This is a genomic window from Embleya sp. NPDC025285 (genome assembly GCF_055558835.1).
Window position 1 is genome coordinate 76855 of record NZ_JBVHLU010000018.1, and the last position, 16598, is coordinate 93452.

Annotated in this window: 19 protein-coding genes; 15 read left to right on the top strand and 4 right to left on the bottom strand. The window is 70.4% G+C overall.

The features are described from left to right. Nucleotides 1-44: 44 nt before the first annotated feature. From ACZ4FV_RS14700 to ACZ4FV_RS14710, 3 genes are all read left to right on the top strand, one after another. Nucleotides 45-851, top strand: coding sequence for an SDR family NAD(P)-dependent oxidoreductase (locus ACZ4FV_RS14700; RefSeq protein ID WP_395863351.1), 807 nt, complete (start codon nucleotides 45-47; stop codon nucleotides 849-851). A 106-nt stretch (nucleotides 852-957) separates the two neighbouring features. Beyond that, on the top strand, nucleotides 958-2262 hold the full coding sequence (locus ACZ4FV_RS14705) for a nicotinate phosphoribosyltransferase (protein WP_395863349.1): 1305 nt from the start codon (nucleotides 958-960) through the stop codon (nucleotides 2260-2262). A gap of 52 nt (nucleotides 2263-2314) precedes the next feature. Next, entirely contained in the window at nucleotides 2315-2938 is a 624-nt protein-coding gene (locus tag ACZ4FV_RS14710) for an isochorismatase family protein (protein WP_465322722.1), read from the top strand. Between the two features lie 433 nt (nucleotides 2939-3371). Here ACZ4FV_RS14710 and ACZ4FV_RS14715 read toward each other — a convergent pair whose 3' ends face one another. Beyond that, on the bottom strand, nucleotides 3372-5168 hold the full coding sequence (locus tag ACZ4FV_RS14715; RefSeq protein ID WP_465322723.1) for an immune inhibitor A domain-containing protein: 1797 nt from the start codon (nucleotides 5166-5168) through the stop codon (nucleotides 3372-3374). A 191-nt stretch (nucleotides 5169-5359) separates the two neighbouring features. Between ACZ4FV_RS14715 and ACZ4FV_RS14720 the strand changes: the two genes are divergently transcribed. Further along, a complete protein-coding gene (locus ACZ4FV_RS14720) occupies nucleotides 5360-5563 on the top strand; it encodes a hypothetical protein (protein WP_395863343.1) in 204 nt (67 codons plus the stop codon). Here ACZ4FV_RS14720 and ACZ4FV_RS14725 read toward each other — a convergent pair. Together ACZ4FV_RS14725 and ACZ4FV_RS14730 are read right to left on the bottom strand one after the other, a co-directional pair. Then, nucleotides 5547-6290, bottom strand: coding sequence for an RDD family protein (locus ACZ4FV_RS14725; RefSeq protein ID WP_395863341.1), 744 nt, complete (start codon nucleotides 6288-6290; stop codon nucleotides 5547-5549). The two genes, ACZ4FV_RS14720 and ACZ4FV_RS14725, sit on opposite strands and share 17 nt — an antisense overlap. A gap of 119 nt (nucleotides 6291-6409) precedes the next feature. After that, nucleotides 6410-7348, bottom strand: coding sequence for an RDD family protein (locus ACZ4FV_RS14730; RefSeq protein WP_395863339.1), 939 nt, complete (start codon nucleotides 7346-7348; stop codon nucleotides 6410-6412). Between the two features lie 116 nt (nucleotides 7349-7464). On the opposite strand from ACZ4FV_RS14730, the gene clpS reads away from it, so the two are divergent. The 7 genes from clpS to ACZ4FV_RS14765 all read left to right on the top strand — a co-directional run bounded on the left by clpS (nucleotide 7465) and on the right by ACZ4FV_RS14765 (nucleotide 12172). After that, complete coding sequence (gene clpS, locus ACZ4FV_RS14735; RefSeq protein ID WP_391588984.1) at nucleotides 7465-7755, top strand: ATP-dependent Clp protease adapter ClpS; 291 nt, start codon at nucleotides 7465-7467, stop codon at nucleotides 7753-7755. Between the two features lie 73 nt (nucleotides 7756-7828). Beyond that, nucleotides 7829-8428, top strand: a complete 600-nt coding sequence (locus ACZ4FV_RS14740; protein ID WP_402234127.1) for a DUF2017 domain-containing protein — start codon at nucleotides 7829-7831, stop codon at nucleotides 8426-8428. 114 nt (nucleotides 8429-8542) lie between these two features. After that, entirely contained in the window at nucleotides 8543-9952 is a 1410-nt protein-coding gene (locus ACZ4FV_RS14745; protein WP_395863335.1) for an amino acid permease, read from the top strand. An 84-nt stretch (nucleotides 9953-10036) separates the two neighbouring features. After that, nucleotides 10037-10450, top strand: a complete 414-nt coding sequence (locus ACZ4FV_RS14750; RefSeq protein WP_395863333.1) for a M67 family metallopeptidase — start codon at nucleotides 10037-10039, stop codon at nucleotides 10448-10450. Nucleotides 10451-10654: 204 nt separating this feature from the next. Continuing rightward, nucleotides 10655-10765: a putative leader peptide gene (locus tag ACZ4FV_RS14755; RefSeq protein WP_395863480.1), complete on the top strand. Its 111-nt coding sequence runs from the start codon at nucleotides 10655-10657 to the stop codon at nucleotides 10763-10765. Nucleotides 10766-10940: 175 nt separating this feature from the next. Next, nucleotides 10941-11222: a MoaD/ThiS family protein gene (locus ACZ4FV_RS14760; RefSeq protein ID WP_395863331.1), complete on the top strand. Its 282-nt coding sequence runs from the start codon at nucleotides 10941-10943 to the stop codon at nucleotides 11220-11222. Beyond that, nucleotides 11222-12172: a PLP-dependent cysteine synthase family protein gene (locus ACZ4FV_RS14765; protein WP_395863329.1), complete on the top strand. Its 951-nt coding sequence runs from the start codon at nucleotides 11222-11224 to the stop codon at nucleotides 12170-12172. The genes ACZ4FV_RS14760 and ACZ4FV_RS14765 overlap by 1 nt, the downstream gene beginning before the upstream one ends. A 537-nt stretch (nucleotides 12173-12709) precedes the next feature. Here the strand turns inward: ACZ4FV_RS14765 and ACZ4FV_RS14770 are convergent. After that, nucleotides 12710-13159 carry a MarR family winged helix-turn-helix transcriptional regulator gene (locus ACZ4FV_RS14770; protein ID WP_395863326.1) on the bottom strand — a complete coding sequence of 150 codons (450 nt, stop codon included), beginning with the start codon at nucleotides 13157-13159 and terminating at the stop codon, nucleotides 12710-12712. 71 nt (nucleotides 13160-13230) lie between these two features. Between ACZ4FV_RS14770 and ACZ4FV_RS14775 the strand changes: the two genes are divergently transcribed. The 4 genes from ACZ4FV_RS14775 to rph all read left to right on the top strand — a co-directional run bounded on the left by ACZ4FV_RS14775 (nucleotide 13231) and on the right by rph (nucleotide 16401). Then, entirely contained in the window at nucleotides 13231-13614 is a 384-nt protein-coding gene (locus ACZ4FV_RS14775; protein WP_465322724.1) for a hypothetical protein, read from the top strand. Between the two features lie 439 nt (nucleotides 13615-14053). Then, a complete protein-coding gene (gene murI, locus ACZ4FV_RS14780; protein ID WP_395863322.1) occupies nucleotides 14054-14869 on the top strand; it encodes a glutamate racemase in 816 nt (271 codons plus the stop codon). Then, nucleotides 14866-15621 carry an MBL fold metallo-hydrolase gene (locus ACZ4FV_RS14785; protein ID WP_465322725.1) on the top strand — a complete coding sequence of 252 codons (756 nt, stop codon included), beginning with the start codon at nucleotides 14866-14868 and terminating at the stop codon, nucleotides 15619-15621. Before murI ends, ACZ4FV_RS14785 begins: the two co-directional genes overlap by 4 nt. A gap of 54 nt (nucleotides 15622-15675) precedes the next feature. After that, nucleotides 15676-16401 (top strand): ribonuclease PH, encoded by a 726-nt coding sequence (gene rph / locus ACZ4FV_RS14790; protein WP_395863318.1) that lies wholly within the window; start codon nucleotides 15676-15678, stop codon nucleotides 16399-16401. Nucleotides 16402-16598: the final 197 nt, after the last annotated feature.

The following is a 16598-nucleotide window of genomic DNA, read 5'->3' on the forward strand; positions in this document are numbered from 1 at the left end:
GCGGATACCCACGAGGTCGAACGATCAACGTGGGAGGCAGCGCCATGGCAGGACGTCTTCAGGACCACGTCGCGGTGATCACCGGCTCCGGGGCGGGCATCGGGCGCGGGATCGCCCGGCGGTTCGCGGCCGAGGGGTGCCGGATCCTGGTCAACGACATCAAAGCGGAGTCGGCGGATCGGGTCGCGGCCGAGATCACCGAGGCGTTCGGTGTCGAGACGTTCGCGGTCGTCGCCGATGTCACGGTCAAGGCGGACGCGGTCGGTCTGGTCGAGGCCGCGCTGGCCCGGTGGGGCCGATTGGACACGCTGGTGAACAACGCGTGGGGCGGTGGGCGGATCAACCGCTTGGAGAACAAGACGGACGAGATGTTCCGGCACGGTCTGGACATGGCCCTGTGGGCCGGGTGGTGGACGATGCGCGCGGCGTTCGAGCCGATGCGGGACGCGGGTGGCGGCAGCGTGATCAACATCGCCAGCCTGAACGGGGTCAACGCGCACCGGTTCACCGCCGAGTACAACGTCGGCAAAGAGGCGCTGCGCGCGCTCACCCGCTCGGCCGCGCGCGAGTGGGCGCCGCATCAGATCCGGGCCAACGTCATCTGCCCGGGGGCGAAGACGGAGGCGTTCGCCGCCTTCGCCAGGGTGAACCCGGAGGCCGCCGCGACCGCCGAGGCGGCCAACCCGATGGGTCGGATGGGCGACCCGGAGACCGACATCGGCGGGGCGGCGCTGTTCCTGGCCAGTGACGATGCGCGCTACGTCACCGGCAACACGCTGTTCGTCGGCGGCGGGACGCACATCAACGGGTCGACCTGGGCGCCGACGCCGGAGGAGGATCGGCTCGGCTAGCCGTCGATGTCCTGGATATCCGGTCATAATCGGTCGAAATCCCGTGACGCCCACCACCCTTGCGAGTAATCGTCAAACTGACGAGTAATCGTGTTATGCTGACGACATGGACACCGCAACCACGGCCTTGCTGACGGACCACTACGAGCTGACGATGCTCGAAGCCGCACTGCGCAGCGGTGCGGCGCACCGCCGTTCGGTGTTCGAGGTCTTCGCCCGCCGACTGCCGGACGGCCGGCGCTACGGCGTGACCGCCGGCACCGGGCGGCTGCTCGACGGCATCGAGAACTTCCGCTTCGACGACGAGACGCTGCGCTTCCTCGAGGAGGCCGGCGTGGTCGGCCCGGCGACGCTGGACTGGCTGGCCGGCTACCGCTTCACCGGCAACATCTGGGGCTACGCCGAGGGCGAGTGCTGGTTCCCGGGGTCGCCGCTGATCGTGGTCGAGGGCAGCTTCGCCGAGGCGGTGGTGCTGGAGACGCTGATCCTGTCGGTCCTCAACCACGACGCCGCGGTGGCCGCCGCCGCCTCCCGGATGACCTCGGCCGCCGCCGGGCGGCCGTGCATCGAGATGGGCTCGCGCCGCACCCACGAGGAGGCCGCGGTGGCCGCCGCGCGCGCCGCGTACATCTGCGGGTTCGCGAGCACCTCGAACCTGCGCGCCGGGCAGCGGTACGGCATCCCGACCCGGGGCACCAGCGCGCACGCGTTCACGCTCCTGCACGACGACGAGCGCGAGGCGTTCGCGGCGCAGGTGGCCGCGCTCGGCGCGGACACCACGCTGCTCGTGGACACCTACGACGTGGCGAGCGCGGTACGCACGGCGGTGGAGGTGGCCGGGCACGAACTCGGGGCGGTCCGGCTCGACTCGGGCGACCTGCTGCTGCTCGCCCACCGGGTGCGCGCGCAACTCGACGAGCTCGGCGCGGTCAAAACCCGGATCGTGGTCACCAGCGACCTCGACGAGTACGCGATCGCCTCGCTGCGGGCGGCTCCCGTGGACGCCTACGGGGTTGGCACCCAGTTGGTCACCGGTTCGGGGCAGCCGACCGCGTCGCTGGTGTACAAGCTGGTCGCGCGGGCGATGAGCGACGCGCCGGACGCGCCGCTGGTGCCGGTGGCCAAGAAGTCGCCGGGCAAGCCGAGCCACGGCGGCCGCAAGAGCGCCGTGCGGCGCTACGACGCGGACGGGGTGGCCGAGGCCGAGGTGCTGCGGCCGTTCCGGGCCGACGCGGAAGTCGTACCGGGCGAGCGGGAATTGCTGGTCCCGCTGGTGGTGAACGGGGAGATCGTGGGCCGCGAGCCGCTGTCGGCGGCGCGGGACCGACACGCGCGTTCGCGTGAGGAACTGCCGCTTTCGGCTACGCAGCTCTCGCGCGGGGAACCGGTACTTCCGACCATCTACGAGTAGACGCGAGCGGTTCGTCGGACTCGACGGACCCGCCACGAGGAGGCAGGCGGCGATGACCCGGGCATTGATCGTGGTCGACGTACAGAACGACTTCTGCGAGGGAGGCAGCCTCGCGGTCGCGGGCGGGGCGGCGGTCGCCGAGGCGATCCGACACCACATCGCGGCCAACGCGGCCGAGCAGCCGCCGGACCCCGTGCACGCGGAGACACCGGCCTACGCGCACATCGTGGCCACGCGGGACCACCACGTGGATCCCGGGGCGCACTTCTCGGCGACGCCGGACTATGAGGAGACCTGGCCGACGCACTGCGTGGCCGGTACCGAGGGCGCGCGCTTCCACCCGGCGTTCGCGTCGGCGGTCGAGTCGGGGCGGGTCGAGGAGATCTTCTCCAAGGGCGCACACGCGGCCGCGTACAGCGGGTTCGAAGGGGCGGCGGCCGACGGGACGTCGTTGGCCGAGTGGCTGCGGGAGCGCGGCGTCACCCAGGTGGACGTGGTGGGGATCGCCACGGACCACTGCGTGCGGGCGACCGCGTTGGACGCGGTGCGGGAGGGGTTTGCGACGCGGGTGTTGTTGGGGCTGACGGCGGGGGTGGCGGCGGGGACGACCTCTTCGGCGCTCGCCGAGCTTCGGGGGGCGGGGGCGGTTCTGGTGGGCGAGCCGGCATTGCCCTGAGGCCGGGCGGGCCGTGGGTGGTTGGGTGGGCTTTTTTGGCCTCAAGCGCCGGCCGGGCTGGTTGCCCTCATGCGCCGGGCGGGCTGGGTTGCCCTCAAGCGCCGGCCGGGCTGGGTGGCCTCATGCGCTGGCCGGGCTGGGTGGCCTCATGCGCTGGCCGGGCTGGGTGGCCTCAAGCGCCGGCCGGGCTGGGTGGCCTCATGCGCCGGCCGGGCTGGGTGGCCTCAAGCGCCGGGCGGGCTGGTTGCCCTCAAGCGCCGGGCGGGCTGAGTGGCCTCAAACGCCGGGCGGGCTGGGTGGCCTTAAGCGCCGGCCGGGCTGGTTGCCCTCAAGCGCCGGGCAGGCTGTTGGGTTTGCCTGGTTGGGTCTTGAGGGTGGCGTGGGGGCTGGTTGTGGGGGTGTGGTGTTTGTTGAGGGTGGCCTGGGGCGGTGATCAGGGGGTGGTGGGCCCGACTGTTACTCGGGCGGCGGTGCCGGTGCGGGTGGGGCCTTCCGTGGTGATTGTGGTGCCGGTGTGGGGGACTTTTACGCCGGTGTTGGGGGACGCGGCGGACCAGTACTCGGCGCTGTCGGTGAACGTGGGGACGCCTGGGCGGGAGGGGAAGGTGCCCAGGCGGCCCAGGGTGATCGCCGAGGTTTCTTCCGTGGTGGAGGTCAGGGCGGCGTCGGCGGTCTGGAAGCGGGCGGGGAGTGGTTTTCCGGTCCGGTCCAGGAGGGGGTCCGGGTGGATGTCGACGGGCAGGATCAGGCCCTCGCCGGGGTGACGGGAGACGTCGTTGTCGGTGAAGGAGGTGTCCCACAGCCAGATCAGGACGCCCTCGCCGTACGGGAAGTGGGCGGCCACGCGTTTGTTGCCGGTGATTTGGTAGGGGCCGTTCACGAGGGTGGTGTCCGCGCCGACGTATTGCCGGTTCTCCACGATGTACCAGCGTTTGGCGTTGCTTCCGCGGCGTGGTGGCAATGGGACGAGCAGTGCCTGTGGGTCGCCCGTGGACTGGTTCGGCGCGAGTTGGGCCACGGTCTTGCGGGTCGGGTCCACGATGCGTACGTCCAGCCAGCCCAGTTGCAGCTTGTCCCACGCGGACAGCGAGCCCGGCAGTGAGCCCGCGCCGTCCTCGTCGCCGAGGTAGCCGCCGAGCGCCATCAGCGACCAGAACCCCGGCGGGCCGTCGGTCGAGTTGCCTCGGTCGTACAGGTCCGGAAGGCCCAGGTTGTGACCGAACTCGTGGGCGATCACGCCCAGTCCGCCGTTCTCCGACTGGATCGTGTAGTCCCCGGCCCAGATCCCGGAGTCGCCGATCGGTGTGCCCCCCGCGCGGTTGCTCGTCGGCCCGGTGCGACCGACCCGGTCGGCGTACGCGTACCAGCGGTGCGACCACACCGCGCCCCGGCCCTGTTCGCCGCCGCCCTGGGCCTTGTCCACGCCGGCGTGCACGATCTCCAGGTTGTCGAGGTAGCCGTCCGGCTCGTCGAAGTCGCCGTCGCCGTCGAAGTCGTCCCGGTCCCAGCGGTCGAACGACGCGAGCTCGTCGCGGACCTGTGCGGCCGTCAGCCCCCCGGCGATCCGCCCGTCGTACCAGACCTTCATCGCGTCCCGGACCAGAGCCCACACGTCCTGGCACACGTTGCGGCCACACCCATCGTTGCCGTAGCGCGCCTCGTTGTAGGGCACCCGGACCCACTCGGTGACCTCGCCGTCGAGCGAGTAGCGGCCCGAGGACTGCGCGCGGTAGTACGAGGCCAACGAGGGCGAGTCGGTGCCCGGGCCGAAGAACAGGTCCCGGAAGTGGTCGCGTTCGTAGCTCGATCGCCACAGCGTCGTGGTGTCCTCGGCCCGGTTCGGCGCCGGGATGGTGCCGTGTCGAGGACCCGGCCGCGAGCTGTAGCGATGCCCGTTCGGCGCGTCGAGGCGATCGCCGAACTCGACCAGGACCACGAACACCCGCGCCTCGGCGGGTGGCCGGGTCTCCGCGGCGCCCGCTTCGCCGGCCGGCACCGTGCGCGCCGTCAGCGCCGGGTCCTCGGTCATCGCCCGTACCGCCGCGTCGCGTCGTTGTCTGCGCCGCTCGGTGAAGGGGTGCGTTAGGTCGTCGTCGCGTTCGACGAAGGGGCCGGATTCGGTGCGCTCGCCCGGGACGTCCGCGATCCGGCCCGGCGCGGCCGGGGCGGCGGCCAGCACGAGCAGTGCGCACAACGCGGTGACGACGGGGGTGACGTGCCTGCGGTTCACGTGGACTCTCCGGGGCGGGCGGTCCTGGGGCTGTCTTCATGCGCGGGATCGGTGCTCCGACCGTCGCGGGAGGGTGCCCGGAGCCGGGACCGATAAATCCCGATCGCAATCGACTGGTTACATTGCGCGGCGTGAGCAGTAGCGTGAGAGCGGGGGGCGTGCACAAAGGGGTGCAGGGGAGGTGGTGCGTCGTGGCAAGAGGAGATTTCTTCCGACTCGGCTACGGCGTATTCGTCACGATCGTCTTGACGGTCTCACTATTGGCGGCCTGGGAGCCGCGCACCGTGGCGGGAGCTGCCGTCGCCATGGGCATCGGGGTCGCGCTGGGCACGACGACGGCAGTGCTCGGCATTCGCGCTCGGCATCACCAGCCTCGGGTCACGACCCGCGGATGACGGTGGTCTTGGCCGCCTTGTCGTGCAGACACTGATGCCACGGCTGATCCCAGAACTGCCACAACACGTTGACCAGCCAGAAGATCGTGCCCAGGCACGGCACGATCGGGGGCAGCGTGAACACGCCGGCGCGGGTCCATGCGGGCGATCCGGCGATGGGCCCGCCGTCGGCCACCCGCACCACCCGGATGCGCAGCACGCGCTTGCCGAGCGTGCGACCGTAGCGGTCGAGTTGGAAGCCCTCGTAGAGGAAGTACAGCAGTGAGAAGATCAGACCCGAGGTGAACTGAGAGCCAAAGCTCATGTCGTCGTAGTCGTAGTCGGTGACCGGCCACGAGAGCAGGCCCGCGACCACGCCGACGATGATGCTGTCGATGATCCGCGCGAGCAGCCGCCGCCACGGGCCGCCGAGCTCCGGCCCGGCCCCGTACCCGCCCGTGCCGCCACCCGTGCCGTGGGACGGGTCTTGGCCGTACGGGCCGCCCTGACCGTACGGATACTGCCCGGTCGGGTCCTGCCCGTACGGCGGTTGCCCGGAGGGATTCCCGCCGTACGGAGGTTGCCCCCGTCCGGACGGGTCCGATCCGGGAGGCGGCTGCTGCCCGCCGTACGGCGGCTGCTGTCCGTGGGGCGGCTGACCGGGCGGTGGTTGCTGCCCGTAGGGGTTTCGACCCGAGGGGTCGTCTCCGAACGGGTCGGGCGGCGGAGGCGGTGCACTACCTGTCATAAAGCCGAGTAAACCGGACATAAGGCGACGCGACCGTGACGTGTTCGACCAATCCGGTCGTGTCGCGTCTGTACGGGTGACGGGGTGGGGACCGGGTGGCGGGCGGGCCGCGCCCGGCGTCAGTCGCGGGCGACGAACGTGCGCGCAGCCTTGTCGTGCAGCCCCTGCCGCCACGGCCGATCGAAGAGACCCCACAACGCGCCGAGCACGCCGACCACGAACACGCCCGGTACGTACAGGACCAGCCAGCGTCGCACCGACTGCCACAGCGAGGGGGTGTCGTGGCTGTCCAGGTCCGCGACGCGCAGGCCGAACAGGGTCTTGCCGAGCGAGCGGCCCCACTTCCAGGTGGGCAGCGCCTCGTACAGCAGCGCGGCCACGAGCACGGTGCCGAGCACCATCGCGATCGCGGTCCCGGTGGTGCCGTCGATCAGCCAGACCGTGGTGTCGCGGCCCTCGTAGCGGGCCCGGTCGATCTTGTCCCGGATGTGCTCGACCGCGTCCGGGACGAGCGGGATGCCGACCGCGACGCCGGCCGCGAGCGGCACCAGGGCGTCGGCGATCCGGGCCAGCAGCCGTCGGCCCAGGTTCGCCGGGCGCCGTTCGTTGCTGCCGAAGATGTCGGCCTGGACCGGTCGCCACGGCCCCGGCTCCTCGGCCGCGCGCTGTGGCGGCACCCCGCCCGCCGGTGGCGGCGTCGCGCCGCCCGCCGGGCCGGTGGGGGCGGTCGGGCCGGACCACGACGGGCCCGCGTCGGACGAGCCGGCGGCACCGGGGCCGGGTGAGCCGGCCGGCGGCGCGTACACGCCGGTCGAGGACATGTCGTACGGAGCGCCGATGCGCGCGGACAACACCTCGCCCTGGATCACCCGGCCGCCCTGCTCGATCGCCTCGGGGCCGCCGGACTCTCCGGCCCGGTCCGGTTGTTCGGCGGCGGGCCGGCCGGGTTCCTCGGCCGGTCGGCTGCTGTCCGGCACCCAGGCACCGCCGTCCCAGTAGCGGATGTGGCCGGTGATCTCCGGATCCGGGTACCAACCCGGTGCGGGTGCAGAGGACATGGGCGGGATTTTGCCGTACCGGAGGGGTGACGTGTACGCCCCGGGTCACATCCGGGCCCGAACACCACCGCCGAGCCGGTTCGCCCGGGCCCTGGGCTGATGGCAGCATGGGACCCATGAGTGTCGCTCCCATCGAGGTCGAGAAGCAGAAGCCCGAAGAGGACGTCCGGGCGGAGACCCCGTGGGTGTGCATCGTCTGGAACGACCCGATCAATTTGATGTCGTACGTGACCTACGTCTTCCAGTCCTACTTCGGCTATCCGAAGAAGAAGGCGGAGAAGCTCATGCACGACGTGCACAACAAGGGTCGGGCCGTGGTCTCGTCGGGGACGCGCGAGGAGATGGAGCGCGACACCACCGCGATGCACGGATTCGGCCTGTGGGCCACCATCCAGCACGACAAGTGACACCCGCTCGGTTCGCTCGGCCCGGCCGGCCCCTCCGGTTTCCGCCCCATATTCCCCGGGAGTTGCACAGCCTGTGAACGGCCTCTTCATGCGCGGACGCTCGGGACGACCCGAGATCGTCCTGGAGGACATGCACGTGCGAGTGCTGGCCGATCTGTGCGGTCAACTGGTCGAGATGGTCTCGCCCGACGACGAGGCGAGCGACCCGCTGGCCGCCGAGCTGGGCCTGACCGGGCTCGGCTCGACCGACACACCGGTCACCCCGGACGACCCCGCGCTCGCCCGCCTGCTGCCGGACGCCTACGCCGAGGACGCCGAGGCGGCGGCCGAGTTCCGCCGCTACACCGAGACCGACCTGCGGCTGCGCAAGCGCGACAACGCGCGGATCGTGCTGGCCGACCTGGCCGAGTTGGTCGACCTCACCGAACCGCCGGGCGCCGAGGAGTTGCGCGCGCAGGGCGGCGAACACCGCGTGGTGCTCGACGAGCAGGGCATCCAGGCCTGGCTCGGCACGCTCAACGACCTGCGCCTGGTGATCGGTACCCGGCTCGAAGTCACCGAGGACATGGAGGAATTCGAGGCCAAACTGGCCGACGACGATCCGCGACGCTGGCTGTTCGCGGTCTTCCACTGGCTGGGCGGGTTGCAGGACTCGCTGCTCGGGGCGCTGTAGCGCCGTACCGCAGGAGCACATCCGGCGAAAGGGACACGCCGGATCGTTCGGCATTCGGGTTTCCGCTCGTTTTCGTTGGTAATACGGCCTCCGTACCAACGAACGGGAGCGATCATGACGGACATCAAGGCCGAGTCGAGCGCGCGGGCGGTCGAACCGGGTGTCGACGCCGAGGGGTACGAACGGGGACTGAACGGCCGTCAGATCCAGATGATCGCGATCGGCGGCGCGATCGGCACCGGGCTCTTCCTGGGCGCGGGCGGCGCGATCGAGAAGGCCGGGCCGTCGTTGATCGCGGCCTACGCGGTGGCCGGTGTATTGATCTTCTTCGTCATGCGCGCGCTGGGCGAGCTGCTGATGTATCGGCCGGTGGCGGGCAGTTTCGCCGAGTACGCCAGGGAGTTCTTCGGGCCGTTCGCGGGGTTCGTGACCGGGTGGACGTATTGGATCATGTGGGTTGTCACCGGGATGGCCGAGATCACCGCGGCGGGCGTCTACGTGCAGTACTGGTGGTCCTGGATCCCGCAGTGGGTTACCGCGCTGGCTGTCCTGCTGGTGCTGTTCGCCGCCAACCTGATCTCGGTCAAGCTGTTCGGCGAGTTCGAGTTCTGGTTCTCGATGATCAAGGTGACCGCGATCGTCGGGATGATCCTGGTCGGCATCGGGGTGCTGATCTTCGGCTTCGGCGAGGCCGGTGACCAGGCGTCCGTCTCGCATCTGTGGTCGGACGGCGGGTTCGCGCCCAACGGCGTCGGCGAGACGTTGATGGTGCTCCAGATCGTGATGTTCGCGTTCCTGGGCGTCGAGCTGATCGGTGTCACCGCGGGGGAGGCGCAGGACCCGGAGAAGGTGCTGCCGCGCGCGATCAACACCATCCCGTTCCGGATCGGGCTGTTCTACATCGGCGCCCTGGTGATCATCCTCTCGCTCGCGCAGTGGACCGACTTCCATGCCAAGGAGAGCCCGTTCGTGCTCGTCTTCGACCGGGTGGGCATCCCGGCCGCGGCTGCGATCATCAACTTCGTGGTGCTCACCGCCGCGCTGTCCTCGTGCAACTCGGGCCTGTACTCGACCGGCCGGATGTTGCGCACCCTCGCGGTCGAGGGGCAGGCGCCGTCGCAGGTGAGCACCCTCAGTTCGCATCGGGTGCCGGCAATGGCAGTCACCGTGTCGGCGATCGTGATGGGCGTCGGCGTGCTGATCAACGCGCTGGTGCCGGATAAGGCGTTCATGTACATCACCTCGGTGGCCACCGTGGGCGCGCTGTGGACCTGGGGCATGATCGTCGCGTGCCAGATGCGCTACCGGCGCGCGGTGAACCGGGGACGGCTGGCGGGACACGGCTTCCGGATGCCGGGCGCGCCGTACACGGGCTGGGCGGTGTTGGCCTTCCTGCTGATGGTGGTGGTCCTGCTCGGGTTCTCGGCGGACACCAGGATCGCGCTGTACGTGGTGCCGATCTGGGTGGCGTTCCTGGTGGCGGCGTACGTCTCGGCGCGGCGCGGGAAGCCGGTGAGGGTCTGAGCGGCGGACGGGCCGGCCCGGTGCGTGGGGTGGGGCGGGGTGAGGTGTCGCGCGGGTCCCAAAGCCGCTCAGTACGCTCGGGGCATGCTCACCATCACCGCAGCCCTGCGCGATCGGATCGTCGCCCACGCCCGTGCCGACCACCCCGACGAGGCGTGCGGCGTCGTCGCGGGCCCCGAGGGCACCGACCGCCCCGAGCGGTTCATCCCGATGCTCAACGCCGCGCGGTCGCCCACGTTCTACGAGTTCGACTCGGCCGACCTGTTCAAGCTCTACCGCGAGATGGACGACCGGGACGAGGAGCCCGTGATCGTCTACCACTCGCACACCGCGACCGAGGCGTACCCCTCGCGCACGGACGTGTCGTACGCGTCCGAGCCCAACGCGCACTACGTGCTCGTGTCGACGCGGGAGGAGGAGACGTACGAGTTTCGGTCGTACCGGATCGTCGACGGTGTGATCACCGAGGAGGAGGTCAACGTGGTCGAGGCCTATTGATCCGGCCGACGGCCCTTCGCGGGTTGTTCGGCGACTGTTCGAAGGCCGAGGGACGGGTTATTTCGGAGCGAATGCCCGATTCGTCGGGTATTGCCGTCGGGCTGTGTCTCACCTGTCGGTATGGCATGTTCCGGCATGCGAGATCACATCGGAGCCTCTCGATGGAATGGCTAGCATGACCATATGCGTTATGCGGGCGTGAATATGACGGAAGCGGTAGCGGGCGGTGCCCCGGGCGCGCTTCTCGTCGCACGCCTGCACGTCGATCTGTGCCGACTCTCCAGCGCCCTCTGTCGCGCTGCGCGCGTGAGCTGATCCGCTACCGGATCGGCCCACCAGGCACCCCAGGCAGCAGGCACGTCCCGCAGCACCGGCGCACGCGAACGATCCCCGCCCCACGGTCTCCACCGTCCCCGCTGGAGCGTCAAGGGTGCGGCCCGCGTCCGGACTGCGTTCTCTCCGTACGCGTCACCACCAGAGGAGCGCATCCATGGCCATCGAGGTCCGCATCCCGACCATCCTTCGTACCTACACCGACGGCGCCAAGGCGGTGCCCGGCGCGGGTGCCACCCTCGCCGACCTGCTGGTCGACCTGGAGGCCCGGCACCCGGGAGTTCGGGGACGACTGGTGGAGGAGAACGGCGAGTTGCGCCGCTTCGTCAACGTCTACCTCAACGACGAGGACGTGCGCTTCACCGGCGGCCTCGGCACCAAGTTGGACGACGGCGACACGGTCACCATTCTTCCGGCGGTCGCCGGCGGCGCGATCTGATGCGTTACGAATCGTTGCTCGATTCGGTCGGCCGCACCCCGCTGGTCGGCCTGCCGACGCTGTCGCCGTCGCCGACCGTGCGGGTGTGGGCCAAGCTGGAGGACCGCAACCCGACCGGTTCGATCAAGGACCGTCCGGCCCTGCACATGATCGAGGCGGCCGAGCGCGACGGGCTGCTCACCCCCGGTTGCACGATCCTGGAGCCGACCTCGGGCAACACCGGCATCGCGTTGGCGATGGCGGCCAAGCTCAAGGGCTATCAAATCGTCTGCGTGATGCCGGAGAACACCTCCGAGGAGCGCCGCGAACTGCTGCGCATGTGGGGCGCGCGGATCATCGGGTCGCCCGCGGCGGGTGGCTCCAACACGGCGGTCCGGGTGGCCAAGGAACTCGCGGCCGAGAATCCCGACTGGGTGATGTTGTACCAGTACGGCAATCCGGCCAATCCGGACGCGCACTACGCCACGACCGGCCCCGAACTGCTCGAGGACCTGCCCACGATCACCCACTTCGTGGCCGGTCTGGGCACCACCGGCACGCTGATGGGGGTCGGCCGCTACCTGCGCGAGAAGGTCCCGGGAGTGACCATCGTGGCGGCCGAACCGCGCTACGACGACGTCGTGTACGGCCTGCGCAACCTCGACGAGGGCTTCGTGCCGGAGCTGTACGACGCCGACGTGCTGACCACGCGCTATTCGGTGGGCTCCGCCGACGCGGTCCGGCGTACCCGGGAACTGCTGGAGAAGGAAGGCATCTTCGCGGGCATCTCGACCGGCGCGGTGCTGCACGCGGCCCTCGGGATCGCGCGCAAGGCGGTCAAGGCGGGGGAGTCGGCCGACATCGCCTTCGTGATCGCGGACGCGGGTTGGAAGTATCTGTCCACCGGCATCTACACGGCCGAGAGCACGGAGGCCGCGGTGGAGGGTCTTCAGGGTCAGCTTTGGGCTTGAGTAGCGTGGTCCGAGGCTCCGACTGAGCCTTTGTGCCGGGTCTTCTTCGTGCCGGGTCTTCTTCGATCGCCCCCGGGCCGCCTTCGGGCGCCGGGGGCGTTCGGTTTTTCGGGGGTGTGCCGCGGGTGGGCCGTGGTGGCGCGCTCCGGCGGGTTTGGCTGCGGGGCACGCGCACGTGCGGCTGCCGCTCACGGAGGCGGTTGAGGCGCATCGGGTGGTGGACAGCGACAAAGGGATCGCTTCGGGTCGTGCGGGGGACGGCTGCTCGCGGCCGATGGGGCATCCGGGACGGGCGGACCCGGGTTCAGGGGGGACGGGCCAGGACGTGCCGGTGGGTGGGCCGTGCCGGACGGTCTGCGTGCCGCCGGTCGTGCGCAAGGTCGTTGCATCGGCGGAGGCCCATACCGGCGTCCCCCCGCGTCGCATGCTCATCGATGTCGTCGCGGTTCATCGCCGAGTTTGAAGAACTCGGTGATGTCGGGGGCGGCGACGAACTTGCGCATGGCACTCCTGGAGCGCGAGGCGCTTGGGAATCGGTCAGGTGGGGAGGCCGGATTGGGCGGCGAGGGTGGTCAGGGCCTGCTGTAGGGCCTGACGGGCGGCGGGGGTCAGGTGGGCGGTGAGGGCCTCGTCGAGGATGTGGGCGGCGGTGGTGCACTCGGCGAGGAGGGTATGGCCGTGGTCGGTGAGGGTCAGGACTTGGCGGCGGCGGTCGGCGGGGTCGCGTTCGCGGCGGATCGCGCCGAGCTCTTCGAGTTGGTCGGCGAGGCTGACCACCAGGCTGGGTGCGACCCCCATCGTGCGGGCGATCTCCTGCTGTGAGTCGGCGGCGCCGGCGGCCAGGACCGCCATCAGGCCGACCTGTTTGGGTTTGAGGCCGTACGCCTGGACCTGTTCGGTGAAGCGCTCGGTGACGATCGCGCCGATGGTGCCCAGGCGGAACGTGACCGTGCTCGTCAGCGGACCCTGACCCTTGACATCTTTCATGGTTTGCATAATAACCTGGGAGAATCATTCAGAGTTCGAATCATTCAGGAAGTGAAGTCATGCGGCGTGCGGTGCTGCTTCTCAATGCGGTGATGGCGCTGGGCTCGGCGGGCTCGGCGGTGCTCGGCATGGTCGACCCGGGGATCCTGTCGGTGCCCGGGACCGAGGTGAGCGACGGAATGCACATGTACGCGCAGGCGTACGGCGTTCGCGCCGTCCCGCTCGCCGCGGGCCTGCTCTACCTCCTCGCCCGGCGCGCCGACCGGGGCCTGACGCCGATCCTGGTCGTGGCCGGCGTCGCGCAACTGGGCGACGCGATGATCGGGATCGAACAGGGCATCACCGGCATGGCGATCGGCGGCAGCCTGGGCGCGACCGTGCACCTCGCTTCCGCGTGGTGGCTCTCCCGTCCGCCCGCCCGCGTATTCGCCGCCGGCGCGATCAACGCCGGCTGAGCCGCTCGCGCGTCGGGGCAACGGGCCGACCCACCGCGGGGTCACCGGTTCGTTCTGGACATCGCGACAACTCGTCCACCGGCCCGCCCCGTTGCCGGCCGGCGACGCCGAAACGACGGGGCGGCCGCCCACACACGCGGCCGCCCCGACCGCGACGCCAACTCGGCACACCCCCCGGCGCGTCAGCGCCGACGACTTGATCGTCGACCAGTGATCGACGAGCTTGCGAAGAGAGCGGCGGGGCCGCCGGTTCGCGCGTAGCGCGTTCATCCGTGCCCACGAGCGGTGGAACCGCCGGTTCGCGCGTAGCGCGTTTGATCAGGCGGCCGGAGGCCGCGTGGCGAAGCCGCCTCGCGCGCAGCGCGGTTGGATATGACGTCGGTCACCCCCATGCCCGTTGTGCACCGGGACGTACCCCTCCTCTGCGTACTCTCAGGGGGTGGCATTCGCATCCAACGACGCGCCGATCGGGATTTTCGACTCGAGCTTTGGTGGCCTGACCGTGGCCAGGGCCGTGCTCGACCAGCTTCCGAACGAGCCGATCCGCTATCTCGGCGACACCGCGCGGCAGCCCTACGGGCCGAGGCCGATCGCGGAGGTTCGTCGGTACGCGCTGGAATGCCTGGACCGGCTCGTGGACGAGGGCGTGAAACTCCTGGTCATAGCCTGCAACAGCGCGTCCGCCGCGATGTTGCGGGACGCGCGCGAGCGGTACGCGGTGCCGGTCGTCGAGGTGATCAAGCCGGCCACCCGGCGTGCCGCGGCGGCAACTCGCAACGGGCGGGTCGGGGTGATCTCGACCCAGGCCACGAAGACCTCGATGGCCTACGAGGACGCGTTCGCCGCCGCACCGCACATCAACCTCACCACCCAGGCGTGCCCGCGCTTCGTCGAGTTCGTCGAGCGCGGGGTGACCAACGGCGACGAACTGCTCAAGGTCGCCCGGGGTTACCTCGACCCGGTCGTGTCCGAGGGCGTGGACACCCTCATCCTCGGCTGCACGCACTACCCGCTGCTCACCGGTGTCATCTCCTACGTCGTGGGGGAGCAGGTCACGCTGATCTCCAGCGCGGAGGAGACCGCGAAGGACGTCTACCGCGCACTCGCGGCCGGCGGCCTGATGCGTGACACCGGACGGGCCGCGCCCGAGCACCAATTCCTCACCACGGGCGATCCCGCCCAGTTCCGCGACGTGGGTCGCCGGTTCCTCGGCCCCGAACTCGCGCACGTCGACGCGCTCGGAGCCCTCACGTGAAACTCACCGTCGTCGGCTGCTCCGGCAGCTTCCCCGGACCGGACAGTCCCTGCTCGTGCTACCTCCTGGAAGCCGACGGGGTCCGCATCCTGATCGACCTCGGCAACGGCGCGCTCGGCGCGCTGCAACGGCACACCACGCTCGGCTCGATCGACGCGGTGCTGCTCAGCCATCTGCACGCGGACCACTGCCTCGACCTCGCCTGCTACTTCGTGGCCCGCAAATACTGCCCGTCCGGCGAACTGCCCCCGCTGTCGGTGTACGGACCGGCCGACACGCACGAGCGGATCGCGCGCGCGTACGACGTCGAGGGCGCCATCGACAACGGGCGGATGGGCGACGTGTTCGACTTCCGCACGGTGGTCACCGGCACCTTCGAGGTCGGCCCGTTCCGGATCACCGCCGACCGCATGCCGCATCCCGTGGAGTCGTACGCCTACCGGATCGAGGCCGGCGGCCGGTCGCTGGTCTACTCCGGCGACACCGGGGTCAGCGACGACCTGGTCCGGATCTCGCGCGGCGCCGACCTGCTGCTGTGCGAGGCGTCGTTCGAGCACGGCCGGGAGAATCTGCCGCATGTGCACCTGAACGGCCGCCAGGCCGGCGAACACGCCGAACGGGCGGGCGTGGGAAGGCTGTTGCTTACCCACATCCCGCCGTGGACGAGCCGCGGGCGCAATCTCGAGGACGCCCGCAAGACCTTCACCGGCGCCGTCGAGCTGGCCCTGCCGGACGCCTCGCACACGGTCTGAGCCCGCCCGGGTGTCCGGTCCGAAGGGGTGTGTGCCACCGCTTAGGCTGGGTCCATGTCACGAGTAGACGGCCGTACCCCCGACCAGCTTCGCCCCGTCACGTTCCAGCGCAAGTGGCTCGACCACGCCGAGGGCTCGGTCCTCGTCGAGTTCGGCCGTACCCGTGTCCTGGTCGCCGCGAGCGTCACCGAAGGCGTGCCGCGCTGGCGCAAGGGCAGTGGGGAGGGCTGGGTCACCGCCGAGTACTCGATGTTGCCGCGCGCCACCCACACGCGCGGTGATCGCGAGTCGGTCAAGGGCCGGATCGGCGGGCGTACACACGAGATCTCGCGGCTGATCGGCCGTTCGCTGCGCGCGGTGATCGATACCAAGGCGCTCGGCGAGACCACGATCCACCTCGACTGCGACGTGCTCCAGGCGGACGGCGGCACCCGGACCGCGGCGATCACCGGCGCGTACGTCGCGCTGGCCGACGCGGTGACCTGGGCGCGCGAGCACAAGCTCACCCGCAAAGGCGCCAACCCACTGGTCGGTTCGGTGGCGGCGGTCAGCGTCGGGATCATCGACGGCGTGCCGATGCTCGACCTTCCCTACGAGGAGGACGTTCGGGCCGACACCGACATGAACATCGTGTGCACCGGTGACGGACGCTTCGTCGAGGTGCAGGGCACCGCGGAGAAGGAGCCCTTCGATCGCGCGCTGCTGAACAACCTGCTCGACCTCGGTGCGCGGGGCTGCGAGGAACTGACGGTGCTTCAGCAGCTCGCGCTGGAGTCCTGAGCCGAACCGATACGGCAACCGTCCGGGCGCGACCGCGAATTCGCTTTCCCGGGCATACCACTGCAAATGGTGGTCACGTGCCGGTTGCGAGTGTCACGTACGCGCAACCGGCACGCACCGGGTGTGCCACGGTCGGCCCGGCGCGGGCCCGGTCACCAGTACGGTCATGGCATCTGGTCATCCCGATCAGCACCCGC